At 73.0% G+C, this 22,776-nt stretch carries 13 protein-coding genes; 6 read left to right on the top strand and 7 right to left on the bottom strand.

Annotated elements, in window-relative coordinates; genetic code table 11:
* Positions 1-62 precede the first annotated feature (62 nt).
* The 3 genes from ElP_RS30035 (at position 63) to ElP_RS30025 (ending at position 8,426) form a co-directional block, all read left to right on the top strand.
* Complete coding sequence (locus tag ElP_RS30035; RefSeq protein ID WP_145276529.1) at positions 63-1,436, top strand: ABC transporter substrate-binding protein; 1,374 nt, start codon at positions 63-65, stop codon at positions 1,434-1,436.
* Positions 1,437-1,721: 285 nt separating this feature from the next.
* Positions 1,722-3,236: a sensor histidine kinase gene (locus ElP_RS30030; RefSeq protein WP_145276527.1), complete on the top strand. Its 1,515-nt coding sequence runs from the start codon at positions 1,722-1,724 to the stop codon at positions 3,234-3,236.
* A gap of 1,092 nt (positions 3,237-4,328) precedes the next feature.
* Positions 4,329-8,426 carry a sigma-70 family RNA polymerase sigma factor gene (locus ElP_RS30025; protein WP_145276525.1) on the top strand — a complete coding sequence of 1,366 codons (4,098 nt, stop codon included), beginning with the start codon at positions 4,329-4,331 and terminating at the stop codon, positions 8,424-8,426.
* A 303-nt stretch (positions 8,427-8,729) separates the two neighbouring features.
* On the opposite strand, the gene ElP_RS30020 is transcribed toward ElP_RS30025, so the two are convergent.
* From ElP_RS30020 to ElP_RS30010, 3 genes are all read right to left on the bottom strand, one after another.
* Positions 8,730-11,600 (bottom strand): choice-of-anchor Q domain-containing protein, encoded by a 2,871-nt coding sequence (locus ElP_RS30020; RefSeq protein WP_145276523.1) that lies wholly within the window; start codon positions 11,598-11,600, stop codon positions 8,730-8,732.
* Positions 11,601-11,888: 288 nt separating this feature from the next.
* Entirely contained in the window at positions 11,889-12,827 is a 939-nt protein-coding gene (locus ElP_RS30015) for a hypothetical protein (protein ID WP_145276522.1), read from the bottom strand.
* Positions 12,790-14,061, bottom strand: a complete 1,272-nt coding sequence (locus ElP_RS30010) for a multiheme c-type cytochrome (protein ID WP_197446491.1) — start codon at positions 14,059-14,061, stop codon at positions 12,790-12,792. Before ElP_RS30010 ends, ElP_RS30015 begins: the two co-directional genes overlap by 38 nt.
* A gap of 332 nt (positions 14,062-14,393) precedes the next feature.
* Here ElP_RS30010 and ElP_RS30005 point away from each other — a divergent pair, with 332 nt between their 5' ends.
* Together ElP_RS30005 and ElP_RS30000 are read left to right on the top strand one after the other, a co-directional pair.
* On the top strand, positions 14,394-16,490 hold the full coding sequence (locus tag ElP_RS30005; RefSeq protein ID WP_145276518.1) for a thioredoxin domain-containing protein: 2,097 nt from the start codon (positions 14,394-14,396) through the stop codon (positions 16,488-16,490).
* Between the two features lie 59 nt (positions 16,491-16,549).
* Positions 16,550-17,110, top strand: coding sequence for an RNA 2'-phosphotransferase (locus ElP_RS30000; RefSeq protein WP_145276516.1), 561 nt, complete (start codon positions 16,550-16,552; stop codon positions 17,108-17,110).
* 99 nt (positions 17,111-17,209) lie between these two features.
* On the opposite strand, the gene ElP_RS29995 is transcribed toward ElP_RS30000, so the two are convergent.
* From ElP_RS29995 to ElP_RS29980, 4 genes are all read right to left on the bottom strand, one after another.
* Positions 17,210-17,710 (bottom strand): DinB family protein, encoded by a 501-nt coding sequence (locus tag ElP_RS29995; protein ID WP_145276514.1) that lies wholly within the window; start codon positions 17,708-17,710, stop codon positions 17,210-17,212.
* A gap of 96 nt (positions 17,711-17,806) precedes the next feature.
* Complete coding sequence (locus ElP_RS29990) at positions 17,807-18,976, bottom strand: ATP-binding protein (RefSeq protein WP_145276512.1); 1,170 nt, start codon at positions 18,974-18,976, stop codon at positions 17,807-17,809.
* 28 nt (positions 18,977-19,004) lie between these two features.
* On the bottom strand, positions 19,005-19,448 hold the full coding sequence (locus ElP_RS29985) for a response regulator (RefSeq protein WP_145276510.1): 444 nt from the start codon (positions 19,446-19,448) through the stop codon (positions 19,005-19,007).
* A 216-nt stretch (positions 19,449-19,664) separates the two neighbouring features.
* Positions 19,665-21,065, bottom strand: coding sequence for a sensor histidine kinase (locus ElP_RS29980; protein WP_197446490.1), 1,401 nt, complete (start codon positions 21,063-21,065; stop codon positions 19,665-19,667).
* A gap of 286 nt (positions 21,066-21,351) precedes the next feature.
* Between ElP_RS29980 and ElP_RS29975 the strand changes: the two genes are divergently transcribed.
* Entirely contained in the window at positions 21,352-22,722 is a 1,371-nt protein-coding gene (locus tag ElP_RS29975; RefSeq protein ID WP_145276506.1) for a S41 family peptidase, read from the top strand.
* The last annotated feature ends 54 nt before the right edge of the window (positions 22,723-22,776 follow it).

Raw genomic sequence — 22,776 nt, 5'->3', positions numbered from 1 at the left:
ACCGGCGGGCCGTCGAGTCGCCTTCCGCCGTCGAGTCGCCTTCCGCCGTCAAGGAGCGAGCCATGCCACTTCGGAGTCGAGCCGGGACGCTCTTGCTGGTGATCGGCGGCCTGGCGCTGGTCGCCTGGATGGGCTACGCCCTGACCTACGGGGGCGCCTCTCCCGGGAGAGGCGGTGGGGCGGGCCCGGTGGTCGAGGTGGCGGTCTTCCTGCCCGGTCGGGAGGACTGGCTCGACATCCGGGAGGGGGTGGCCGCCTGCCGGGCCCGGGGGCTGGTCGAGGACGTGGTGGAGGGGCCGGGCTCGATCGAGTTCCGGACGCCGGGGCAGAAGCGGGCGGTCCGCCTGGACTGGGTCGAGGGGGGGGGCGTGGTCTCGACCCGGGAGCGGGTGGCCCGGCTGGTGGACCGGCCGGGGCCCCCCGCGGCGTTCGTCGGGTCCAACAACACGGTGCTCACCGCCGCCCTGGCCGAGGCGCTGGCCGAGGCGGCCGAGCGGAGGCCGGGCCGGGACGAGGGGCCGGTCCTGCTGGTCCCCTGGGCGACCTCGGTCCGGGTGGACCGGCCGGGGGCGGCCTCGGTGCCGCTGCTGGGGCTGTACCGGGGCCGGACCTTCCGGTTCTGCCCCAACAACCGGCAGGAGGCGGAGCTGGTGGCCCGGGTCGCGTCCGACCGGGTGGGGGAGCCCGGCGGGGCGATGATCGTGGTCGACGGCAACGACCCGTATTCCCGGGACCTGGCCGAGGGGTTCGAGCGGGCCCTGGAGGTGGTCGCGCCGGGGGCGAGGGCGGTGATCCGCCGCCTCGACCTGTCGGGCCCCGGCTCGGGGGGGCTCGACGACCGCCCCGGGCCGACCGAGCTGGCCGAGGCCGAACACGTCTGGCGGTTCGTCGCCGAGTCCCCCGGCGACGGGCCCGTCTGGGCGGTCTTGCCGTTGCAAGGGAGCCCGACCCGGCGGATGATCCGGGCGCTGGTGGACCGCTCGGGGCCGATCGGCCCCCGGGTCCTGGATCGGTTGCAGGTGCTCTGCGGGGACGGCATCGGCCGGGACACGTTGGGAGACCTGGCCGGGCGCTGCACCCTGCCGGTCTGGTGCGTCTCGTCCGGCACGTTGCCCGGGCCGGGGGATCCGGGCTCGTCCCAGATCCCGTCCGAGATCGTCTCGGCCCTGGCCCTGCTGCTGGACCGGCCCGGAGAGGGGGTGCCGGATCTGGCCGTCGGGCTCGCCTCGCTGGACCTGCCCGCCGACGCCCGGGCCGCCTTCGGCCGGTCGCTCGGGTTCGACGAATCCGGGGAGCGGCTGGCCGGCGACCTCGGCCACGTGCTGGCGATCCTCCCCGGCCGGTCCGAGGTGCTCGCCTTCGGGCCGGTCTCCCCCGACGACCTCGGCGATCGGCCCGGCCCCCAGGGGGGCGAGGCCGCCCTCGCCCGGCACTGAATCGAATCGGGACAGGGGCCGGGGCGGGCCGGGAGGGGCCGGGCGGCGAGCGGGAGGCGCGAGGCCGGACGGCGGAGGTCGGCGGACGGGGCGGGGGGAGTGTCGCTCGTCCCCCGATCGCCCCGGCCTCCGCCCACCGACGCCCGGCGACCTCGATCGACGATCCGGGGCCGGGCGTTCGCGATCCGCCCATCGGGTTGCAACATCATGGGAGACGCGCTCAAATAGCTACCTTCTGCTTTCTGCCTTCTGCCCTCCCCGCCCTTCCCGAGCAGGACGCCCCCGATGAGCCTCGCCCGACGCCTGGCCGGTGCCGCCGCCCGGCCGATGGAGATCCTGGGGGTGCCGGGGCTGGTGGTGGGGGTGGTGTCGGTGGCGGCACTGATCTTCAGCCTGATCGTGCAGGCCCGGGAATATGACCGGCTCCGGAGGGCGGGCCGGGAGGTCTCGGAGCGGGCGATCGAGGACTGGGCGCGGTCCACGGCGGTCGACGAGCTGGGCAAGGGCCTGGCCGACTACGCCGACTCCTGGCGATCGGGCCCCGACGACCCGACCCGCCTGGCCCGGCTCCGGGGCGCCCTGGCCCGGCTGGGGGCCGAGGCCGAGCAGGGGGACGCCCGGTTCGCCGTCGTGGCGATCGACCGGATCGAGCTGGCCCCCCGCGGGGGGCCCCCGGCGGCCTCCTGGTTCAGCCCCTCGCCGCCGACGCCGGGCCTGCCGGAGGCCGAACACCGGTTCGGGCTGCTCGGCCGGTCGGCGGGGGGACCGGCGCTGGGGGTGGTCGTCGGCTACCGGCCGGGGGTGCTGATCGAGGAGGCGCTGACGGGGCTGGAGACCTCCTACCGCCGCCTGCTGCTGGCGGTCCTGGGGTTGTCGGGGTACTCGCTGCTCTGCCTGGGGGCGATGGTGGTGCAGGCCCGTACCCTGAGCGACCGGGCCGCCCGGGAGTCGGCCCAGCGGGCGACCCTGGACCTGGCGGACCGGACCTGCCACGAGCTGGGGAACGTCGTCTTCGTGCTCGCCAACGAGCGGAGGAACCTGGTCGAGTACCTCGACCAGTTCGACCGGCTGCTCGACCGCCTCCCCGACGCCCTGGCCGACGCCCTGGCCGACGCCGGGGTCGAGCCCGGCAAGGCGGCCCGGGCCCGACGCGCCCTCGACCGCCGCCTGGCCGACGAGGGGCTCGACCCGGAGGTGGAGCTGAGGACCGGCTCGGCGATCGCCCGGGACGTGGCCCGGCAGATCAGCGTCTGCTCGCAGTACATCGCCCTGACGGTCCGGGAGCTGGACGGGTACCTCAAGCAGTCCTCCCTGCCGGTCGAGCCGGCCCCGATCCGGGTCGGGGACGCGATCGACGAGGCCCTGACGCTGCTCGGCCCCCGGATCGAGTCGGCCTCGGCCGGGGTGGACCGGCCCCCGGACGGGGGGATGGACCGGCTCGTCCTGGCCGATCGCCGGCTGCTGGTGCACGCGCTGGTCAACCTGCTCAAGAACGCGCTGGAGGCGACCGCCCGGGGCTCGACCGGCGACCGACCCCGGATCGGCATCTCGGTCGAGGGGGAGGGGCCGGTGGTGCGGATCGAGGTCCGCGACAACGGCCCCGGCCTGCCCGGGTCGGCCGCCTCCCGGGTCTTCGAGCCCGGCTTCTCCACCAAGGGGCCCGGCCGGGGCCGCGGCCTGACCATCGCCCGGGACTCGATCCGGGCCCAGGGGGGCACCCTCCGGCCGCTCCCCCCCTCCGGGGGACCCGGCGCCCGGTTCCAGATCGAGCTGCCGGTCGGGTCTCCCGGGACGCCCTGATGCGGCCCCGGGAGGTGGGCGGTGCGCCGTAATGGAGTCTGCATCCCTTCGTCCCAAATCATTCTGATTGCGGAAGTTGAGTCCGGTTGAGTGCCCCGGAAATGGGTTCGCTCCGCGCGGCGCACCGGGACGATCCGGCGTCCCCCGGGCCCGGGAGTGGGGCTGGAGGCTCGGGCCGGGCAGGGGGGCGGCCGGTGCGCCGGCGGCGCGCCGAGTTGCTTCCGCCTCAAACGGTTTTCCCGGAAGGATTTGGGGCGGATTGGCTGCCTCGGAAATGGGTTCGTTCCGCCGGGGAAGACCCGACCCGGCCGGGGCCTGGCCCGCGGGGGGCTCGTCCCCGGATCGGGCACGCCGGGGGCTGCCCCGGCTCGGGGGTCGTGGGCGGGAGGGGAGGCGGCCGGTGCGCCCAAGCCGGTCGGGAGAGCGTTCGTCGTAACCAGTTTTTGAGAATGGAATTGGGGAGATAATGCCCGCCCGAAAATGGGTTCGCTCCGCGCGGCGCACCGCCCGAGCCGGCGGGGGAGCGGGATCGCCCGCCCGGGGCGGGGTGGCGCCGGGGGGGGCGGGGGTCGGTGCGCCCACCGGCTCGCCGGAGGTAATTGGCACAAGTCATTTATTGGAAATAGCTTAACGGAGATTGTTCGGGCCCGAAATGGGTTCGCTCCGCACGGCGCACCGCGAGGCGACGGCGTTCCCTCTGGGGGGGCGGGGGCCGTGCCCTGGAGGTGGGGACGGGCAACTCCACGTCGGTCCCCGGCCGCGCAATGCCCGGCGAGCGTGCCGGGGCGGCCCGTCGCGCGGGGCGGCGCGTCCGGGGCGAGGCGGCCTCGCGGGTGATCGGGCGTGGCGTCGGCTCGGGCAGTCACGTCAGGGCCGTCCTCGGTGCTTCGTCTGGGGTCGGGGATGCTCGGGGTGGATCGGGTCGGTCCGGGGCAGGAATTCGGGGTCATCCTTATTATCGTGAGTTTGGTCGTCCGAAATGGGACGATTTTGCGGCGGGGGGATGCAACCCCGGGGCGAGCCGGTGCATGGGATAGGGTGTCGGCGGCGAGGCCGGGGCGATCGGGGGAGGGCGACCGGGGAGGGCATCCGATGGCGGCCAGGGGGACCGGGGCGGTTTTGAAGCAGGTGGGGGCGATCTTCCGGGGGGGATCGGTCGCCGCCCTGACCGACGGGGAGCTGCTGGAGCGGTTCGCCGATCGGGCCGACGAGGAGGCCGCCGAGGCCGCCTTCGAGGCCATCGTGGCGCGGCACGGGCCGATGGTGCTGGGGGTCTGCCGCCGGGTCGTCCCCGACCCGATCGACGCCGAGGACGCCTTCCAGGCCACCTTCCTCGTGCTGGCGAGGAAGGCGGGCTCGGTCCGGGTGGACGACTCGGCCGGCCGATGGCTGTACGGGGTGGCCCGGAGGGTGGCGACCCGGGCCCGGAAGCGGTCGGTCGGCCGTCGGGAGGTGGGCGTGCCGGCGGCCCCCGAGGCAGCCTCGCCCGACCCCGGGCCGCTCGACCTCGCGCTGACCCGGGAGCGGGCGGCGCTGCTCCGGGACGAGGTCGACCGCCTGCCCGCCCGCTACCGGGAGGCGGTGGTGCTCTGCCACTTCGAGGGCCGGAGCCTGGACGAGGCCGCCTCCCGGCTCGGCCGCCCCGTCGGCACGGTCAAGGCCCGGCTTTCCCGGGCCCGGGCGATGCTCCGGGCCCGCCTCTCCCGGAGGGGGCTCGGCCTCGGGGTGCTCCCGGTCGTCCCGGGCCCGTTGCTCCGCCGCACCGTGACCCTGGCCGTCCGGGACGCGTTCCGATCGGCCCCGGCGGGGATCGCCGGGGCGGTCGTCTCGGGCTCGGTGGCCCACCTGGCCGAAGGAGTGATCGCGATGACGGGATGGGTGAAGGTGCAGGCGGCGGGCGTGGCACTCCTGTCGGTGGGCGTGACGGCGGCGGCCGTCGGGGGGCTGGGAGGGCGACAGGATGGGACGCCGAAGGAAGCGCTGCCCGTCGGGCTGACGCCGGGCGCAGCCTCGGGGGTGGGAGCGGACGCCGAGGCGGAGACTCCGAGATTCCTCTCATCGACGGCGGAGCACGGCGAGGAGCCCACTCGGGTCCCGGTGGCAAGGAGCCAACGAGTCGCCGACGAGATCCGGTCGGTCCAGACGCAAATCCGAGAGGCCCGGGAACTGGTCGGGGCGCTGGAGGAGCGTCGTGAGCGGATCTCGATGGGACGGGACGTGCCCGGCGTGATCGTCGAGGCCGAGCAGGAACTCCAGTCGAATCTGGCCGCACTGCGGCTGAAGATGGTCCGGCTCGCCGGGGCCTTGCGGGAACTGGAGGCGATGGCCCGGCCGGAGGTCACGGTCGAGGTGGCCGGTCCCGAGGGGAAGGTGATCCGGGGCTCGACGCTCGGGTACCAGGTCACGGTCCGAAACGAAGGCCGCAGCCGGACCGGGAGGACAACCCTCGTCGCCACGCTCAGTGGCGGCCTCGTTGGCTTCGACGATCATGGCAAGCCCACCGAGGTCCGTCGCTTCGAACTCTCGATCGACGAGCTGGAGCCCGGCCGTCGCTCCGGGCCGTTCCTGCTGAACGTCCTGGCCGAAGGCGAAGGAGGGCAACGAATCATGATCCAGGTCGAGGATCCGGATGGCGTCCGATCTCGCCCGATCGACGAAATCGAGAGGGTGGTCGAGATCGTCGCCCCGGAATCGATGTTGAACCTCGAACCCCTGCCGGGGGAGCCCTTGCATGAGGCCGACCGGCCGGAGTCGGTCAGGCCCCGGGTGAATTCGCCCCCGATGGACCCCGCCCTGGCCCGGCTGAAGATCCAGCAGCAGCGGCTCCTGGAGCGGTACAACCAACTCTGGGCCGACCTGGAGCCGGCCCTGCGGGCACGCCTGGCCGCCGATGAGGAGAACCCGACGCAGGCGCTCCGGCGGGCCGAAGCGAAGTTGTCCGCCATCGGCCAGAAGCGGGGGCTGATGGGGGAGAAGCTGGCGCGAGTGGACCAGCTCAAACATGAGGCGGAGGCTGCGGAACCGGACCTCGACGTGTCCGTCTACCAGGATGAACTCCGGAAGCTGAACCAGGAGATGCTGGAGCTGGAATACGAGGAGATCGAGGCCCGGGCCGGGCTTGAGGTTGCCCGGCAGGAGGCCGGCAAGGTCGATCCCCGGGTCTGGGTCGAGCGCCGAATCGAGCAGGAGTTCCTGGCCGATCCCGACGTGCGGGCCCTCCGCAAGGAGCTTAAGGAAATCCAGGTTCGGATCGATGAGGTCTCGCGTCGGCTTCGTTCGGGGGGCCCGACCGAGGCGGACACGGACGAGGAATCGTCAGGGGCTCCGTTGCCGTCGAACGACAGCAATATGCCGCCGGATCCGCTCGATCCGCCGAACGCTTCCGCGATCGAACCGGATTCGCTGCCGCCGGATCGCTCGCCGTTCGACCACCCGGGCCGTAGCCCGTCCGAGGCGGATCGCTCGCCGTTCGACCACCCGGGCCGTAGCCCGTCCGAGGCGGATCGCTCGCCGTTCGACCACCCGGGCCGTGGCCCGTCCGAGGCGGAACGGCATCGGGACGCCGGGGGGCCGAGGCCGCCCGCCTCGGAGCCCTCGGGCGGCGGGGGCCCGGACGACCTGCCTCCGGAGCCGCCCCGCATGGAATTCCCGGATCGGGTGCGGCCGGTCCGGCCGGAGGAGGGGGCCTCGGGGCCGTTCCGGGTCGAGGAGGAGCCGGTCGAGCCGGGTCCGAATCTCCCCGAGGAGCGGGCCGTCCCGGAGTGGGACCCGGAGCTGGTCGAGGAGCCCGACCATGGACCCGGCGTGCCGAGGGAGTCGGAGAAGGCGACGCTGCCGGAGTACGTCGTCGAGCCGCCGGACCTGATCCGGATCGAGGTGCTGGAGGCGTTGCCCGGGCGGCCGATCGCCGGGGAGCGGCTGGTGAGGCCCGACGGCACGATCTCGCTGGACTTCTACGGGGATCTCTATGTCGCGGGGCTGACCCCCTCGGAGATCAAGGAGAAGGTGATCCTCCACCTCCGCGAGTTCCTGGACGACGAGTCCCTGGGGCTGATCCAGCTCGACCCCGAGACGCTCGACTACGCCATGAAGCGGCCGGGGGATTCGGACCGCGTCTTCGTCGACGTCGTCTCGTACAACAGCAAGGTCTACTACGTCCAGGGGGACGTGATCCAGCCGGGCCGGCTGAACGTGACCGGGAATGAGACGGTCCTTGACGCGATCAACTATGCCGGGGGCCTGCTGCCGACGGCCGACCGGGAGCGGATCCGGCTCGTCCGGCCGTCGGGGACGGGGGACCCGGCCGAGGTCCTGCCGATCGACCTAGAGGCGATCGTCGAGCGGGGGGACGCGAGCACGAACTACCAGCTCTTGCCCGGCGACCGGCTCGTCGTGCCCCGGGACCTGCGGATCCTGGTGGAGCAGGCGTTCCTGGCACTCCCGGAGGTCCAGGATCTCCGGGCCCAGATCGCCTACCAGGACCGGAAGATCGAGCAGCTCCGGCGCGTGGCCCAGGCCCCGAGCGATCCGGGCCTCATCGCGTTCGAGATCGAGCGGAAGAAGCTGATGGGTCGCTACTCGGATCTCTGGGAAGAGCGCTCGCCGGGGCTCCGGGCCCGGGTGGTCGGCGAGGGGCTCGACGACCCCGATCGGACGCTCGGGGGGCCCCCTCCCGTCGACGAGGTCCAGGAGGACGGCCCGACGCTCTACCGATTCTCGGGGGAGGACGAGGACGCCACGGCGATCGAGCCGGAGCTGGTGCAGTCCCTCCGCGAGCTGGTGGAGCGGCTCGACGCCGTGGCGGTCGGGGAGGAGCCGGGGACCTTCACCGTGACGGGAGGGGTGCAGACTCCCGGACGATTCCTGATCCCGGGCGAGCTGAGGATCACCGACGCCCTGGAATTGACGGGGGGGACCGAGGATGTGCCGGGGACTGTCTTCCTGCTCCGCCGGGGAGCGCCGATCCGCAAGTTCTCCACCATACGGGGATCGCTCGGGCGAGGCGAGGAGGACGTCCTCATCCAGCCCGGCGACCAACTGGTGATCCGAACATACCCGCCGAGGTCGGAAGGACCCTCGATCGATCCGTTCGGGGAGCCCGATCCTGACCGTCCCGAGGCGCCCCCGGCCGTCGAGCCTCCCGCCGAGGAGACATCGCCGAGTGAATTCGATCTCCCTTCCACCGGGTAGGAGGCCCGGGCGGCCCCGGTTGCCTGGAACGTCGGCCGTGTCGGGGCCGCCGTACATACCTCCTGCCCGATTCCCGAGGGCCCCGGCGCGGTAGGATCGGGGGAGATCGCGAGGATCCACAGCCCCGGCCCTCGAACGGCTCCCCGGAGCAATTCAACGAGACCCAGGAACTGGCCGCCGAGCCCCACCTGCCCGGCTTCCGGGTCGCGGTGGCGGGGCTGTTCTGATCCGGCCTCGCCGGGGATCGGGCGACGGCGTGTCCTCCCGGCCGGGCGGGGGTCGACCGGCCGGGAGGGGGGCGGGTCAGATGCCCGATCGCCGGGCGTCCCTCCGCTGCCGGAGCAGGAGGCGGAGGGCGTCGAGCCGGGAGGCCGGGTCGAGGGGGGTGGGGCGGTCGAGGGCCTCCCGGCCGAAGGTGGCGGTGAAGTCGGAACCGGGCTGGCCGGAGCCGTCGCCGTCGAGGGGGACGCCGGAGGAGGAGGTGAGGCCGCCGGGAGGGGTGCCGACGACGGTCAGCCGGTAGGTGAAGGGCAGGGGGAGTCGTCGGCTCGGGGAGAGGGTGACGGTCCGGGTCGCCTCGTCGTAGGAGGCGGAGGTGATGCGAAGGAGGCGGTCGGGGCCGTCGAGGACGAGCCGGTAGTTGGCCAGATCCTCGGCGCGGGCGGGATCCATCGCCGTGCTGAAGGCGAGGACCAGCCGGGTGGGCCGGGCGTGGTAGCCGAGGCGCCGCAGGCCGAGGACCGTCGGCGGCCGGAGGGCCCAGGTGACGGTCGAGGCGGGGGAGACGACGGTGGAGGCGACGCCCGTCGGCGCGGCCGAGGCGACGATCGTGTCGGTCCCGGGCCCGCCGATGCCGGTATAGACGAAGCGGATCCGGCCGTCGGGCCCGGTGGGGGTGGCCGGGATTTCGGCCCCGGCGTTGGGCCCGGAGACGACCCGCGCGGCGGCCGGGACGCCGCCCAGCGGGGCGCCGTCGGGGCCGGTCAGCGTGATGAGGATCTCCACGTCCTGGCCGACGGTGGGCGAGGTCGAGCCCGGGGAGGCCACCAGCGCGGTCGACAGCTCCGCCTCGAAGGCGCCGGCGTCGGGGGCGGTGGACTGGGGGCGGGGGACGCCCCGCTGGTCGGTGGTGACGCCGGCGACGGGCAGGGCGACGTCGATGGCCGGGCTGCCGGGGAGCAGGGCCCGGGTGGGGGTGGGGCCCCCGTTGTCGGCGAGGGGGCCGAGGCGGGGGTCGACCGAGACGAGGTCGGAGGGGGCGAGGGGGATCTCGGGGGCGTCGGCGAAGAGGTTGCCGCCCTGGGAGGCGACCTCCGAGCCCTGGTTGACGATCGAGCCGCCCCCATCGGCCCCGAACCCGAACACATTGGAGGCGATCGTCAGGCGTTTCTGGGGCAGGGGGGGGATCGTGGTGATGACGACGGTGCCCCCGGTGTTGTCGGCGAGGGTGGAGAACGCGAGGGTCAGGTCGCCGTCGGTGGAGATCGCGCCGCCTGAGGTGGCCCGATTGCCGCTGAGGGTGGAGTTGACGACGGTGGCCGCCCCCCCGCCGAGGATCGCGATCGCGCCACCGCGGCCGGCCGGGCCGAAGCCGGACCCGCCCGCCGCCTCGTTGCCGGCGAAGGTCGACTCGGAGACGGTCACGATGCCGCCCGCGTCGACCCGGACGGCGAGGGCCCCGCCGGCGGCGAGCGCGGATCGGATGCCGCCGGAGGACGCCCGGTTGTCCCGGAAGAGGGATCGGGAGAGCGTCAGGGAGCCGGCGCTGTTCAGGGCGCCCCCGGTCGCATCGTTGCCGGTGCCCCCGGAGGCGTCGACGCGGTTGCCGGAGAAGGCGGAGTCGGAGACGATCAGGCTGCCCTCGTTGTTCACTGCGCCTCCCCGGGCGGAGGCCCCGGTCGAGGGCCCGCCGGAGATCTCGGCGTCGGCCGAGTTCCCCTCGAAGGTCGAGCCGCTGATCGACGCGGCGCCGAGGTTCGCCACGGCCCCCCCGGAGGCCGAGGTAAACAGGCCCCCACTCGAGGGGGTGGAGATCGCCGCGTTGCCGAGGAAGGTCGACCCGAAGACCCGCAGCGTGCCGGAGCTGTAGACGGCACCCCCGGAGCTGCCCGCCAGATCGGCGAAGTTGGGCGGGAATGCCTTCTCGGCCAGGTTGTCGGCCAGCAGGGTGTCAGACATCATCACGCTGCCGAGGTTGGCGATGCCGCCGCCCTCGCCGGCGCGGTTGGCCCGGAAGGTGGCGCCCTCGACGACGGCCTCGCCGTCATTGGCGAGGCCGCCCCCCCTCGTGTCGGCCCGGTTCTCCCGGAACGTCACGCGGGAGGCCGTCGCGGTGCCGACGTTGGCGATCCCCCCCCCCACGCCGGTGGTGCTCGGGCCCGAGGGGACGGCGGAGTTGCGTTCGAGGGTGGAGTCGGCGATCGTCAGCGTCCCGGAGTTCTCGATCCCGCCCCCCCGGGCGGCGGCCGGGGCCGAGGCGCCGATGGTCTGAACGCCGGGGGTTGCCTCGTTGTCGGTCAGGCTCGAGCCGGTGATTCTGAGGATCCCCGAATTGCTGATCCCCCCCCCGGAGGCGGAGCCCCGGGCGGCGGAGCCCTCGCCCCCCTGGGCCGAGTTGCCGACGATCGAGGAGTCGGCGATCGTCAGCGTCCCGGAGTTGGCGATCCCGCCCCCGGAGGCGTCGAAGGCCCCGGCGTCGGCCCCGGCCCGGTTGTCCCGGACGGTCACGCCGGAGAGCGTCAGCGTCCCGGCATTGAGGACGCCGCCGCCGGCGTCGGCCACGCCGCCGGAGAGGGTCAGGCCAGTGACCTCGACCTCGACATCGGCCGCCTCCGGGACCGTGAGGATGCGGAAGGCGGGGATGCCCTCGGCCCGGGACCTCGACACCGAGAGCACGTCGGCCCCCGGCCCGGCCACGATCACCGCGGTCGCCAGCTCGGGCAGGGCCGAGGCCAGCTCGATCGTCCCCGAGAGCCCCGGCTCGAAGGCGATCGTGTCCCGGTCCGGGTCGAGGTTGGCCCGCTCGATCGCCTCGCGGAGGGAGCCGGGGCCGGCGTCGTCCAGGCCGGTGACGGTGAAGGTCGCCAGCAGGCTGCGGGGCTCCAGGCCCTCCAGCCGGGGGCGGGAGGCTCGGGGGAGGCGTCGGGGGGCGCGGGACGCTCGGGCGGTGGGCATGATCGGCCTCCGGTGGACCGGGGAATCCCAAGCCCGAGGGCGACGATCGGTCGGGTTGGGGGCAGCCTTGACGGGATCGACCCGGTCTGCCCGACGTCATCCGGCGGGCCCGGGTCGTCCGGGACCGGCCCCCCCACCACGGGAGGGCCGTCTCAGGCCCAGTCTGATGGGGACATGTGGCCTGGTCAAGATGCGCGATGCGTGGAATTGCGGATTTCTGGATGAATTGGGGGGATTGTGCGGTGCCACTCGGACCGGGGCCCCCCGGGGGGGACGTGACGTCGGGGGTCAGGGGGCGGGGGCGACGCCCGGCTCGGGGGCACGACGGCGGAGGATCTCGGGGCGCGCCAGCGCGACGGCCCAGAGGCCGAGGCCGGCGAGCAGGGCGAGATCCGCGAACAGCATCGGGGCGAAAATCGGGGCGCCGTAGACGAAGGATTCCCAGTAGGTCGGCATGGGGCCCCGGACGTTGGGGACCAGGTGGTAGACGAACCCCATCAGGCCGACGACCACCTGGAGGAGCATCACCGCCGCGGCGAGGAACCAGGTGGATCGGCTCCCGGGGAAGGAGGCGACCGCCACCAGCGCGCCGACGGCATAGGCGGCGGAGACGACCGGGATCCACTCGGCCGGGTGGAAGAAGCCGTTCTGGGCGTGGTCGGACAGGCTGAGCACGAAGTTGCCGAGGAAGCCCCCCATCGCCAGCAGGACGACCCACCGGGCGTATTCCAGGGTCGAGCCGCGTTCGAGGCGGTTGAGGACCAGGATCAGCCCCAGCCCCGCATACGAGAGCGGCGCGGCGAAGGGGGCGGTGTAGACGAGGTTGTGCAGCGTCTGCTCCCGGAAGAAGTGGCTTTGCAGGTGGAAGACCACTCCCGCCACGCCGACGACCACCCCGGCCAGGCCGACGAGCAGGCCGAGCCTCCGGGCGAGGACGGGCCGCCAGGGGGGGAGGTCGGGGGGGCGGTCATCGGCCGGTCGAGGGCGGACGCGCCCCTGGATCAGCCAGCACAGCGCCAGCAGCGGCGGGGCGGCGATCGAGTAGGCGAGGGGGATCCACTCGGTCGCCCGGGCGAAGTTGTTCATGGAGTGGGCGACGTAGATGTCCAGGGCCAGGAACCCGAGGTTCCCGGCCGCGAACAGCTCGACCCAGCTCGAAGGGAGGGCCCACCAGCGGGCCTCGGACCGATCATTCGGCGTCGGCGTCGGCGTCGGATGGGGATTCATCCTCGGTGCCCTCCCCGCGGAGTTCGGCGGCCTGGTGCTTGATCTCGGCGAGCTTGTTCACCAGCTCATAGAAGCCGTGCCACTGGACGAAGTCGGCCCCCCCCATGAAGGCGCCGTGCTTGGCGGTCCGGCCGAAGTAGTGCCAGAGGTCGAAGTAGGTGAATTCGATCGGCTCGTCGAAGGGCTCGGGGGTGAGCAGGCCGTCCTCGCGGAGTCCGTCGATCACGTCCCGGGCCTGCTTGACCAGGGAGTTGGTCGACTTCACGACCGACTCGGCCTCGCGGTAGAACTCGCCGATGCTGTTGTTCGTGTGGCACTCCAGGCAGCTGGCCTTCATGTTGACCTGGGCCTGGCGATAGCCCTCCCGGCGGTCGGAGACGTCGGCGAAGAGGAAGTAGGAGAGGCGTTCGCCGGGGTCGTGGGTGGGCTCCAGGCGGTCGCCGATGCCGCTCATGTGGCAGGTGGAGCAGGTGGGCACGGGCATGTCCTCGGCCGAGAGGGTCTTGGGGTCGGCCTTGAGGTCCATCAGGTGCCGCTGGGCGTGGAAGAGGACGCCGTGCTTGGACTCGTTGTAGATCTCGATCTGGGAGTGATCCGGCCCCATGTGGCACTGGCCGCAGGTCTGGGGGGAGCGGGCCAGCTCGACCGAGGAGACGTGCCGGGCGTGGCAGGAGGTGCAGGTGCCGATCGAGCCGTCGGCGTTCGGCTTGCCGACGTCGTGGCACTTCTGGCAGCCCTTGGTGATCGCCGCCGGGCCCTCCAGCATCGCCAGGGCGTTGGCCGGGCGGTCGACCCAGCCGGGGTGGTGCCGCTCGGCGAAGGCGACCTGCTCGGCGGTGAAGTCCTTCGGGCCGGTGACGGCGGCCCAGGAGGGGGCGGCGTGCCGGCTGCGGAGGTACTGGTCGTACTCGGGCTTGTGGCAGCCGGCGCAGTTGAGCGAGGTGACGCTCTTGGCGATCTCGAAGCCCTGGTGTGGCAGGACCTCCTGGCCTTCGAGCGGCCTGTGGCAGTCCAGGCAGGTGAGCCCGGCGGCGGCGTGCTCGCTCAGCTCGAACTCGTGGACGACGGCGCCGGTCTCGTGCTCGTGGCACTGGGCGCACCGGCCGGTGGCCTTGACCAGGGCGGGGGTCATCCGGCGGCCCTCGGGCAGGGGCCGCCGGGCGTTGACCATGAAGGCGGCCACGATCATGGCCGTGCCCAGGAAGACGGCGATGAAGACACCTCGGAAGGACATGGTGACACGCTCGGACCGATCACGGTCGGGAGGGGGACCAGGTCGAAGGCGCCCGCCCCGAAGGGCCCCCGGTCGTCGGGGGAGGGGGGACGCTGTCCTTCCCTCCCCGCTCGCGAGGGAGGGCAGACGCGAATGGGAACGGCGTCTGCGAGCGTTCCCCGGGCGGGGGGATTGGCCCGCAATCGCGGGGCCGGGGGCCGCGTCAGGCGCCGGGCCCGCGATTATAATCGGCCGGGAAGGTGTCCCGTCCAGCATTCCCCCGAGACCGGTTCGGCGAATCGGGGAGAATCCCCCGACCTGGCCGGATCCGACGCCAGAACCGAGGCGACCCGATGTCCCACGACGAGAACCGACCGACCAACCGCCTCGCCGCCGAGACGAGCCCGTACCTGCTCCAGCACCGCCACAACCCCGTCGACTGGTACCCCTGGGGCGAGGAGGCGTTCGAGAAGGCCCGGGCCGAGGGGAAGCCGGTCTTCCTCTCGGTCGGCTACTCGGCCTGCCACTGGTGCCACGTCATGGAGCGCGAGAGCTTCGAGGACGAGGCCATCGCCCGGCTGATGAACGAATACTTCGTCAACGTGAAGGTCGACCGGGAGGAGCGCCCGGACGTCGACCAGATCTACATGTCGGCGGTCCAGGCCCTGAGCGGGCACGGCGGCTGGCCGATGTCGGTCTTCCTCACGCCCGACGCCCGGCCCTTCTGGGGGGGGACCTACTTCCCCCCGAAGGACTCCCGGGGGATGCCCGGCTTCCCCCGGGTGTTGACGAGCATCCACGAGGCCTGGACCAACCGCCGGGACTCGATCATGGCCTCGGCCGGGGAGTTGACGAATCAACTGGATTCGATGGGCCGGGTCCCCGAGTCCGAGGGGGAGCTGTCCGCCGAGCTGCTCGACAACGCGGCCAGGCAGCTGGCCCGGGCCTTCGAGCCCCGTCACGGCGGGTTCGGCTCGGCGCCGAAGTTCCCGCACCCGATGGACCTCCGCGTCCTGCTCCGCGAGCACGCCCGGACCGGGGACGCCCACGCCTTGCACATGGTCCGGCACACCCTGGGCAAGATGGCCCGGGGTGGCATTTATGACCACCTCGGCGGCGGCTTCGCCCGGTATTCGACCGACGACGAGTGGCTCGTGCCGCACTTCGAGAAGATGCTCTATGACAATGCGCTGCTCGCCTCGACCTACGTCGAGGCGTACCAGCTCACCGGGGATCCCGAGTACGCCCGGGTGGCCCGGGAGATCTTCGACTACGTCCTCGGCCGGATGACCGACCCCGAGGGCGGGTTCTACTCCACCGAGGACGCCGACAGCGAGGGGGAGGAGGGGAAGTACTACGTCTGGACCCTGGACGAGATCCGGGAGGTGCTCGGCCCCGACCGGGCTGACACCTTCGCCCAGGCTTACGACGTGACCGAGCGGGGGAACTGGGAGGGGAAGACGATCCTGAACCTGCCCCGGCCCCTGGAGGAGGCGGCGGCGTCGCTCGGCCGGGACCCGGGGGACCTCCGCCGGGAGCTGGACGAGGAACGGGCGGAGTTGCTGGAGGCCCGGGGCCGTCGGGTGCCGCCGGGGAAGGACACGAAGATCCTGGCCTCCTGGAACGGGCTGATGATCGCCGCCCTGGCCGACGGGGCCCACGCGCTGGCGGACGACCGCTACCTCGACGCCGCCGAGAAGGCCGCGGGGTTCATCCTCGACCGGATGCGGGCCGAAGACGGCCGGCTCCTGCACAGCTTCAAGGACGGCCGGGCCCGGTTCAACGCCTACCTCGATGACTACGCGAACCTCGCCGACGGGCTGACCCGCCTGTACGAGGCGACCGGCCGGCCGAGGTGGATCGAGGCCGCGATGCGGATGGCCGAGGTGATGATCGGCCAGTTCTCCGACGCCGAGGGGGGCGGCTTCTACTACACCAGCGCCGACCACGAGGCGCTGATCGCCCGGACCAAGGACGCCTACGACAACGCCACCCCCTCCGGCAACGCGATGGCCGCCACCGCCCTGGCCCGGCTGGCCGGCCTGATCGGGCTCTCGGAACTCGATCACCATGCCCGGCGGGCCGTGCAGTCCGTCCGGCTCGTGCTGGAGAAGGCGCCGACGGCGGCGGGGCAGAGCCTGATCGCCCTGGACTTCCTGCTAGGGGAGGTCCGGGAGATCGCCGTGGTCGGCGGGGAAGACGACGCGGAACGGGTCGACGTCCTGCGCCGGATCCGGTCGAGGTTCCTGCCGCACGCGGTCGTCGCGCCGACCCCCGCCTCGGAGGAAGACCGGGAGGAGGCGGAGCGGATGGTGCCCCTGTTGCAAGACCGGCCGACGCGGGAGGGGAGGACGACGATCTACGTTTGCGAAGGGTTCTCGTGCCGGGAGCCCGTCCTCGCCGAGGGGCTCGACGAGGCGCTCGGCGGGTCGGGATCCGGGGGATCCTGACCCCGAGGGGCGAACCGGGGCGGGGCGCCTCGTGTCCCGATCGGGAAAGGGTTCCGCCCATGTCGCAGCCGAAGTCGATCGTGAGGGTGAGCAAGTTCCTCAGCCTCGTGCTGCGACACCGGCCCGAGTCGATCGGCCTGACGCTGGACGAGGGAGGCTGGGCGTCGGTCGAGGACTTGATCGCCCGCGCCGGGAGGCACGGGACGAGGCTCTCCCGGGAGTTGATCGCCGAGGTCGTGGCGTCGAACGACACGCAGCGGTTCCGGCTCAGCGAGTACGGGAGTCGGATCCGGGCGAGCCAGGGGCACTCGATCTCGGTGGAGCTGGGGCTGGAGCCGGTCGAGCCGCCGGGGGTGCTCGACCACGGGACGGCGACCCGGTTCCTCGACTCGATCCTCCGGGACGGGCTCCGGCCGTCGGGAAGGCAGCACGTCCACCTCTCGGGGGACGTGCCGACGGCCGAGGCGGTCGGTCGACGCCACGGCCGCCCGGTCGTCCTGGAAGTCGCCTCGGGCCGGATGGTCGAGGACGGATTCCCCTTCTTCCGGTCGGACAACGGGGTCTGGCTGACCGCCCGGGTGCCGCCGGGATACCTGGAGGCCCGCCCCGGGAGGGGCTGAGACGAGTTTGCCTGGGTCACTCGTCATCCGGCGTGGCCGGGGCAACGCACGAACGAGGTCGGTCTCCCGGGCAATCCGGGGTGAGTCGGGGCCGCCCCCTCAGGCGTCGGGGGGCATCCATTCGAGGGCCCAGGTGTCGAGGTCGGTGTCGGGCGGGGCGACGCCGAGCCGGGCCAGCTTCGAGGCGACCTGGCCGCGGTGGTAGGACGCGTGGTTGACCACGTGGCGGAGGACGACCCAGGGGGGGAGGATGATCGTCCGGCCGCCGCCCCGCATCGTCATCGGGGCGTCGAGGAATTCGGGGGAAAGCCGGGGCCGGAGGGCATCATAAATCTCGTAGGAGCGGCCGAGGCGGTCGGAAGCGGCGTCGAGGGTGGGGAGATCCGCTTCGGTCAGGAAGGCGGCGACCTCCTCGCCGGCCAGGAGGCGGAGCCAGCCCTCGGTGACCCGGACGAGATGCACGACCGTCGACCGGACGGCGGACCAGCCGGGGCTCGGCTCGGCGCGATACTGCTCGTCGGAGAGGGCCCGGCAGGCGTCGAGGACCAGGCGGTCGGCCCATCGGTTGTAGGAGAACAGGGCGTCGAAGTCGTCTCGCATCGGGCATCCCCCTCGGGTTCGATCGCCGGACGTCGGCCGGTCCGACGGGCGATCGGGGGAGATTCTATCGCGGTGATGGCATTTTGTATGGGAATCTCAGGCCGGGGGGGCCGCTGCCGGGTCGCCGGGGGGGGTGTGGGGTTCGGCGGTGGGGAGGGTGAAGCAGACGGCGCTGCCGGGTCCGAGGGGGGCGGATTCGACCCAGATGCGGCCGCCGTGGGCCTCGACGACGCGCTTGCAGAAGGCCAGGCCGATGCCGGTGCCGGGGATGCGTTTCGGCTCGTGGAGGCGGCAGAACATCTCGAAGACGCGGTCGCGGTCGTCGGGGGGGATACCCCGGCCGTTGTCGACGACCCGGAAGGTGGCCCAGCCGTCGCCGGAGGGCTCGGCCTCGACCCGGATGGCGGGAGGGTCCTCGCCGCGGTACTTGACGGCGTTGCCGACGAGGTTCTGCATCAGGTGGTCGAGCTGCGTCTTCTGGCCGAGGACGGGGGGCAGGGGGCCGCGGGAGACGGCGGCCCGGCCCTCCCGGATCGTCTCCCGGAGGACCCGGAGGGCGTCGTCGAGGACGGCCTCCATCGGGACGGCCTCGCCGCCCCCGGGGTCGATCTCGGCGTCGGCGAAGCGGAGCAGCTCGGCGACCAGCTGGCCGAGGCCCCGGACGGAGCCCTCGGCCTGGCCGAGGGCCTCGGCCAGCATCTCGGGATCCCCGGTGGAGCGTCGGGCGAGCATGAGGTTCAGGGAGACGATGTTCAGCGGGTTCCGGACCTCGTGGGCCATCAGGTGGGCGAAGCGCCGGAGCTCCTCGTTGCGGCGTTCGAGCTGGGCGGCGTAGTCCCGGAGCTGGCGCTGGGCGGACTTGCGCTCGATGGCGTGCCGGAGGGAGCGCAGGAGGATCTCGCCGGTGATCTCGGACTTCACCAGGTAGTCCTGGGCCCCCCTCTGGACGGCGTCGGCGGCGAAGTCGAGGTCGTCCAGCGAGGTGAGGACCACCACCGGCAGCTCGGGGCGGGCGTCGAGGACGGATTCGAGCGTGGTGTCGAGCCCGCTGTCGGGCAGGACGAGGTCGAGGAGCAGCGCGTCGATGTCGCCCTGCCCGCCGCCGCCTGGCTCGGCCAGGCGGCGTCGGGCGTCGGCGAGGCAGCCGACGTGCTCCATCAGCACGGTGCGGCCCTTGGGCCGGGCGCGACCGAGGTGGCGACGGATCAGCTCGGCGTGGTCGGGGTCGTCCTCGACGAGCAGCACACGAAGCGGGGGCGAGGCCATGGAAGGGCCCTCTCACGTGCTCACGGACTCACTCGCCCTTGGCCGAGGGGGGCAGGACGTTCCAGACGCCCCAGTAGAGGCTCAGGTCGTTGACCATCTGGCGGAACTTCTCGAAGTCGACCGGCTTGACGAGGTAGCTGTTGACGTGGTGCTGGTAGGCCCGCTCGCGGTCGGCCTCGGCGTCGGAGGTGGTGAGGACGACCACCGGCAGGTCCCGCAGGTCCGCGTCGGCCCGGATCGCCTCCAGGACCTCCAGGCCGTCGACCTTGGGCAGCTTCAGGTCGAGCAGGACGACGTCCGGGCGCTCGGCGTCGGCGTGGGGGCCCTGCTTCCTCAGGTAGGCGAGGGCCTCGGCGCCGTCGGGGACGTGGGTGACGCAGTTGGCCACCCGGGCCCGGCTGAGGTTCCGCTTGACCAGGTTGGCGTGGTCGTCGTCGTCTTCCACGAGTAGGAACTTGACCATGCGGCTCATCGTCGATCGGTCCTCGGTGGCGTCGTCGGGATCAGTCCTACGAGGGTGGACGTATGATGTTCGATCTGGGGGAGGGAATTCCAGATGCATGATCCCGGGCCGGGGGCGTCGGGGCGTCGGGGCGTCGGGGCGACGGCGGTGGCCGGGCGTCCGGGGCGGTGGGAGGGGGACGGGACGGAGGTGGGCCGTCCGGGGGGGCCGGCTGCGACCGGGGGGTCACTCGCGGTCCCCGGCCGTCGGCTCGGGCAGGGAGAGCCAGAAGGTGGCGCCCCGGCCCGGCTCGGAGTCGACCCAGGCCCGGCCGCCGAGCACCGAGGCGACCTTGGCCACCGAGGCGAGGCCGACCCCCGTGCCGGGCTTCGAGACGTCGAGCCGCTGGAACAGGCCGAAAATCTTCTGGTGGTAGTCGGGGGAGATGCCCGGGCCCGAGTCCCGGACGTAGAGCAGGGTCTGGCCGTCCTCGGACCGGCCGCCGAGGGTGACGACCGAGCCGGGGCCGTCGCAGGCGTACTTCAACGCGTTCTCCAGCAGGTTCTCCAGGGCCCGGGAGAGGTCCCGCTCGTCGGCGAAGACGGCCTCGGGCAGCCCGGGGGCGACCTCCAGCCGGGCCCGGAGTTCCTCGAAGCGGGGACCCATCATCTCGGCCAGCTCGGCGGCGAGGCGGGGCAGGTCGAGCCGCTTCGGAGGGCCCTCGGCGCGGCCGATCCGGCTCAGCTCCAGCAGGTCGTCGATCAGCCGGCTCATCCGGGTGACGGCGTTGCGGACGCGACGGGCCGAGTCGACGGCCGCCTCGGAGTCGCCGGCCTGGAGGTCCTCCTCCAGCAGGCCGACGTAGCCGGTGCAGGTGACCAGCGGGCTCTTCAGGTCGTGGGAGACGGTGTAGACGAACTGCTCCAGCTCGTCGCTCCGGCGCCGGAGGTCCCGGCCGGCGGCGACGAGCCGGCGTTCCATGGCGCGCCGGCCGGTCACGTCCCGGGCGATGAGGGAGGCGCCGACCAGCTCCCCCCCGGCGTCCCGCACGGGGCCGAGGGTCAGGGCGAACTCCTGGCGGTCGCCCCCCTCCCGGCGGTGCTCGACGATCTGGTGGGAGACGGACTCTCCCCGGAGGGCCCGGGGGATCAAATCGGGCATGAGGTCGAGCCGGACCCAGGGGGCCAGCGCCGAGACGGGCTGGCCGAGGACCTCGGCGGGCTCCCGACCGAAGAGCCGGGTGGCGCCGCCGTTCCAGGCGACGATGGCGGCGTCGCGGTCGAGGCCGATGATGGCGTCGTCGGCCGACTCGACGATGGCGGCGTGGTAGGCGTTGCGGTCCTGGATGCGGCGGAGCTCGTCGATGTCCAGGATCGAGCCGGCGAGGGTGAGGACCGGGCCGTCGCCGCCGGGGGACGCGCCCCGGACCCGGAACCAGCGGTCGCCGGCCGATCGTTGGAGGCGGAACGAGACGTCGAGCTCGCCGCGGTCGGCCGCCACGCCCAACGCCTCCCGGAACGCGGGAGAGTCGTCCGGGTGCAGCCGGTCGAGCACGGCGTCCCAGGTCGGCGGGGGGGGGCCGAGCCGTCGGCCAGCAGGGCGGCGGACCGGGGGGAGAGCCAGACCATGCCGGTGGGCACGTCCCACTCCCAGAGCCCCTCGGTCGAGCCGTTGATCGCGCGTCGGAGCCGATCGACCTCCGCCTCGCCGAGCGAGCCCACCTCGGGGATCGCCCGGCTCGTCCGATCCTCCTCCATGACGACCGACCTCCCTCGACCCGACCGCTTGCCCGACCCGATGGACTGAGACTACGATATTAACGAGTCCGGTCCCGATTGTGGACCACCCCCGCCGCCGAATCGGCGCCCGGGCCGCCCGGCCCGGCGCCGCCGAGGCCCGCCCGACCCCCGCCTCGCACGGAGGATCCCGGCCCATGCCGCACCGCAACCTGGTGGCCATCGCGGCCGTCGGCCTCGCCTCGGTCGTCTGCTGGCAGAGCAGCCGGGGCGACTCGAAGGACGAGATGCTGGAGCTCTACGGCATCTTCGTCGACGCCGTCGAGCAGGTCGAGTCGAACTACGTCCGGGAGGTCCCCCGCCGGGAGCTGCTGGAGGCGGCGCTCCAGGGGATGCTCCAGAGCCTCGACCCGCACTCGACGTATTACAGCGAGGCCGAGTGGAAGCAGTTCCAGCGCACCTTCGAGGGCAGCTTCACCGGGATCGGCATCCAGGTGGAGGTCGACGCCAGGAGCAAGCGGCTCAAGGTGCTCGCCCCGCTGATCGGCACGCCGGCGTACGAGGCGGGCGTGCTGGCCGGCGACCTGATCCTGGAGGTCGACGGCGAGTCGACCGAGGGGATCACCCAGGACAAGGCCGTGGAACTGCTGCAGGGGCGCCCCGGCACCGCGGTGACGCTCAACGTGCTGCACCCCGGCAGCGAGAAGGCCGAGACGCTGGAGGTGACCCGGGAGGTGATCGCCTCGGAGAGCGTGCTGGGCGTCGAGCGTCGGCCGGACGACTCGTGGGAGTACTTCATCGACCCCGAGGCCAAGGTCGGCTACATCCGCATCAGTAGCTTCTACCAGACGACCGCCGAGGACGTCCGGGCGGCCCTGACCCAGCTCAAGGGCGAGGGGATGCGGGGGCTGATCCTCGACCTGCGGACCAACCCCGGCGGCCTGCTCTCGGCGGCGGTCGAGGTGTCCGACCTGTTCGTCGACGGCGGGGTGATCGTCAGCACCAGGGGCCGCAACACCCGGGAGCGCCGGTTCCTGGCCAACGCCGACGGCACCTCCACCGGCTTCCCGATGGTGGTGATGGTCAACCAGCACTCGGCCTCGGCCGCCGAGATCGTCTCGGCCTGCCTGCAGGACGCCGGCCGGGCGAAGGTGGTGGGGGAGCGTTCCTTCGGCAAGGGCTCGGTGCAGAACATCATCCCCCTGGAGGGGGGCACCAGCTTCCTGAAGCTGACCGTCGAGAGCTACTTCCGCCCCTCGGGCGGGAACATCCACAAGTTCCCCGACGCGACGGAGGAGGACGAGTGGGGCGTCTCCCCGAGCGAAGGCCTCGCCGTCGAGCTCTCCCCCGAGGAATACGCCCGCTGGGAGCTGGCCCGGCGCCGCAAGGACGTCACCTCCCGGATCGCCCGTCGCATCGAAGGCGACGAGAACGACGACGCCGACCCGCCGCCCGACCGCCAGCTGGACAAGGCGTTGGAAGTCCTGCACTCCGAGTTGGACGACCAGGCACAGGGGGAGGACGCCGAGGACGAGGTCGACGGCGAGCGGAAAGACGCCGCCGCCTGAGCCCGGACCGAGGTCGACGAGGAGAACCACGGCTCCCGAACCCTCCCCCACCGG

This window comes from Tautonia plasticadhaerens, assembly GCF_007752535.1.
Taxonomy (GTDB): domain Bacteria; phylum Planctomycetota; class Planctomycetia; order Isosphaerales; family Isosphaeraceae; genus Tautonia; species Tautonia plasticadhaerens.
The sequence above is the reverse complement of the archived record's forward strand: the minus strand, read 5'-3'. Positions and strand labels throughout refer to the sequence as shown.

Excerpts from the sequence above, each read along its gene's own strand:
- ElP_RS30035 (WP_145276529.1), top strand. The coding sequence starts at position 63 with ATGCCACTTCGGAGTCGAGCCGGGACGCTCTTGCTGGTGATCGGCGGC.
- ElP_RS30030 (WP_145276527.1), top strand. The coding sequence starts at position 1,722 with ATGAGCCTCGCCCGACGCCTGGCCGGTGCCGCCGCCCGGCCGATGGAG.
- ElP_RS30025 (WP_145276525.1), top strand. The coding sequence starts at position 4,329 with ATGGCGGCCAGGGGGACCGGGGCGGTTTTGAAGCAGGTGGGGGCGATC.
- ElP_RS30020 (WP_145276523.1), bottom strand. The coding sequence starts at position 11,600 with ATGCCCACCGCCCGAGCGTCCCGCGCCCCCCGACGCCTCCCCCGAGCC.
- ElP_RS30015 (WP_145276522.1), bottom strand. The coding sequence starts at position 12,827 with ATGAATCCCCATCCGACGCCGACGCCGACGCCGAATGATCGGTCCGAG.
- ElP_RS30010 (WP_197446491.1), bottom strand. The coding sequence starts at position 14,061 with ATGTCCTTCCGAGGTGTCTTCATCGCCGTCTTCCTGGGCACGGCCATG.
- ElP_RS30005 (WP_145276518.1), top strand. The coding sequence starts at position 14,394 with ATGTCCCACGACGAGAACCGACCGACCAACCGCCTCGCCGCCGAGACG.
- ElP_RS30000 (WP_145276516.1), top strand. The coding sequence starts at position 16,550 with ATGTCGCAGCCGAAGTCGATCGTGAGGGTGAGCAAGTTCCTCAGCCTC.
- ElP_RS29995 (WP_145276514.1), bottom strand. The coding sequence starts at position 17,710 with ATGCGAGACGACTTCGACGCCCTGTTCTCCTACAACCGATGGGCCGAC.
- ElP_RS29990 (WP_145276512.1), bottom strand. The coding sequence starts at position 18,976 with ATGGCCTCGCCCCCGCTTCGTGTGCTGCTCGTCGAGGACGACCCCGAC.
- ElP_RS29985 (WP_145276510.1), bottom strand. The coding sequence starts at position 19,448 with ATGAGCCGCATGGTCAAGTTCCTACTCGTGGAAGACGACGACGACCAC.
- ElP_RS29975 (WP_145276506.1), top strand. The coding sequence starts at position 21,352 with ATGCCGCACCGCAACCTGGTGGCCATCGCGGCCGTCGGCCTCGCCTCG.